Source organism: Agrobacterium sp. 10T429 (assembly GCF_056393925.1).
Genome location: NZ_JBFTGV010000022.1, coordinates 1 through 2,500, shown reverse-complemented (window position 1 = coordinate 2,500; position 2,500 = coordinate 1). Strand labels below are relative to the sequence as shown.

General features: G+C 53.3%; 2 rRNA genes (1 of these 2 cut by a window edge). Both read left to right on the top strand.

The annotated features are described in order from the left end of the window. Nucleotides 1-2,137: ribosomal RNA gene (locus AC1DCP_RS26250) — 23S ribosomal RNA — on the top strand (it extends 670 nt beyond the left edge of the window). A 221-nt stretch (nucleotides 2,138-2,358) separates the two neighbouring features. After that, a 5S ribosomal RNA gene (gene rrf / locus AC1DCP_RS26245) occupies nucleotides 2,359-2,473 on the top strand. Nucleotides 2,474-2,500 lie beyond the last annotated feature (27 nt).

The window sequence follows — 2,500 nt, the reverse complement described above, 5'->3', positions numbered from 1 at the left end:
CGAGTCTGAATAGGGCGATTGAGTTAGTTGCATTAGACCCGAAACCGAGTGATCTAGCCATGAGCAGGCTGAAGGTTGGGTAACACCAACTGGAGGGCCGAACCCGTATCTGTTGCAATAGATTGGGATGACTTGTGGCTAGGGGTGAAAGGCCAATCAAACTCGGAAATAGCTGGTTCTCCGCGAAATCTATTTAGGTAGAGCGTCGACCGAATACCCTCGGGGGTAGAGCACTGGATGGGCTATGGGGACTCACCGTCTTACTGATCCTAACCAAACTCCGAATACCGAGGAGTACTAGTCGGCAGACACACGGCGGGTGCTAACGTCCGTCGTGAAAAGGGCAACAACCCTGACCTCCAGCTAAGGTCCCCAAGTCATGGCTAAGTGGGAAAGGATGTGAGGATCCCAAAACAACCAGGATGTTGGCTTAGAAGCAGCCATCATTTAAAGAAAGCGTAACAGCTCACTGGTCTAAATAAGGGTCTTTGCGCCGAAAATGTAACGGGGCTAAAGCCATGCACCGAAGCTGAGGATGTGACAGTTGTAGTGACTGTTGCGTGGTAGCGGAGCGTTCCGTAAGTCTGTGAAGGCGGACCCGTGAGGGCTGCTGGAGATATCGGAAGTGCGAATGTTGACATGAGTAACGATAAAGGGAGTGAGAGACTCCCTCGCCGAAAGACCAAGGGTTCCTGCTTAAAGTTAATCTGAGCAGGGTTAGCCGGCCCCTAAGACGAGGCGGACACGCGTAGTCGATGGGAACCACGTTAATATTCGTGGGCCTGGTGGTAGTGACGGATCTCGTGTGTTGTACATTCTTACTGGATTGAATGTGCGGCGAAGAGGTTCCAGGAAATAGCTCCACCGTATAGACCGTACCCGAAACCGACACAGGTGGTCAGGTAGAGTATACCAAGGCGCTTGAGAGAACTATGTTGAAGGAACTCGGCAAATTGCACGCGTAACTTCGGAAGAAGCGTGACCCCATTTTACGCAAGTATGATGGGGTGGCACAGACCAGGGGGTAGCGACTGTTTATCAAAAACACAGGGCTCTGCGAAGTAGCAATACGACGTATAGGGTCTGACGCCTGCCCGGTGCTGGAAGGTTAAAGGGAGGGGTGCAAGCTCTGAACTGAAGCCCCAGTAAACGGCGGCCGTAACTATAACGGTCCTAAGGTAGCGAAATTCCTTGTCGGGTAAGTTCCGACCTGCACGAATGGCGTAACGACTTCCCCGCTGTCTCCAACATAGACTCAGTGAAATTGAATTCCCCGTGAAGATGCGGGGTTCCTGCGGTCAGACGGAAAGACCCCGTGCACCTTTACTATAGCTTTACACTGGCATTCGCCAAGGCATGTGTAGGATAGGTGGTAGGCTTTGAAGCAGGGACGCCAGTTCTTGTGGAGCCATCCTTGAAATACCACCCTTATCTTCGTGGATGTCTAACCGCGGTCCGTTATCCGGATCCGGGACAGTGTATGGTGGGTAGTTTGACTGGGGCGGTCGCCTCCGAAAGAGTAACGGAGGCGCGCGATGGTGGGCTCAGACCGGTCGGAAATCGGTCGTCGAGTGCAATGGCATAAGCCCGCCTGACTGCGAGACTGACAAGTCGAGCAGAGACGAAAGTCGGTCATAGTGATCCGGTGGTCCCGTGTGGAAGGGCCATCGCTCAACGGATAAAAGGTACGCCGGGGATAACAGGCTGATGACCCCCAAGAGTCCATATCGACGGGGTTGTTTGGCACCTCGATGTCGACTCATCGCATCCTGGGGCTGGAGCAGGTCCCAAGGGTATGGCTGTTCGCCATTTAAAGCGGTACGTGAGTTGGGTTCAGAACGTCGTGAGACAGTTCGGTCCCTATCTGCCGTGGGTGTAGGAATATTGACAGGATCTGTCCCTAGTACGAGAGGACCGGGATGGACGTATCTCTGGTGGATCTGTTGTCCTGCCAAGGGCATAGCAGAGTAGCTATATACGGAATGGATAACCGCTGAAGGCATCTAAGCGGGAAACCAACCTGAAAACGAGTGTTCCCTATCAGAGCCGTGGAAGACGACCACGTTGATAGGACGGGTGTGGAAGCATGGCAACATGTGAAGCTTACCGTTACTAATAGCTCGATCGACTTCTTCGTTCCCATTGWAYATGTTCATCGAWGATGAGCATCATCTGTTCTGTCCTGACGCGCATAGCGCTCCGGACGGGCCGCGCCACAGGGCGCGACGACCTCTGGTCTGTATGGCAAACATACGGGAAGGGTCGCAGAAAGACGTGTTAAATTAAATGAAGCGCAAGCTTCCCAGCTTCTCGAAACAACACTCATGTGAAAACATGAACTGTGTTGCGTTTTGCCGACCTGGTGGTTATCGCGGGGCGGCTGCACCCGTTCCCATTCCGAACACGGCCGTGAAACGCCCCAGCGCCAATGGTACTCCGTCTCAAGACGCGGGAGAGTAGGTCGCTGCCAGGTCTGCAAAACGCAACAAATATCTTCTCA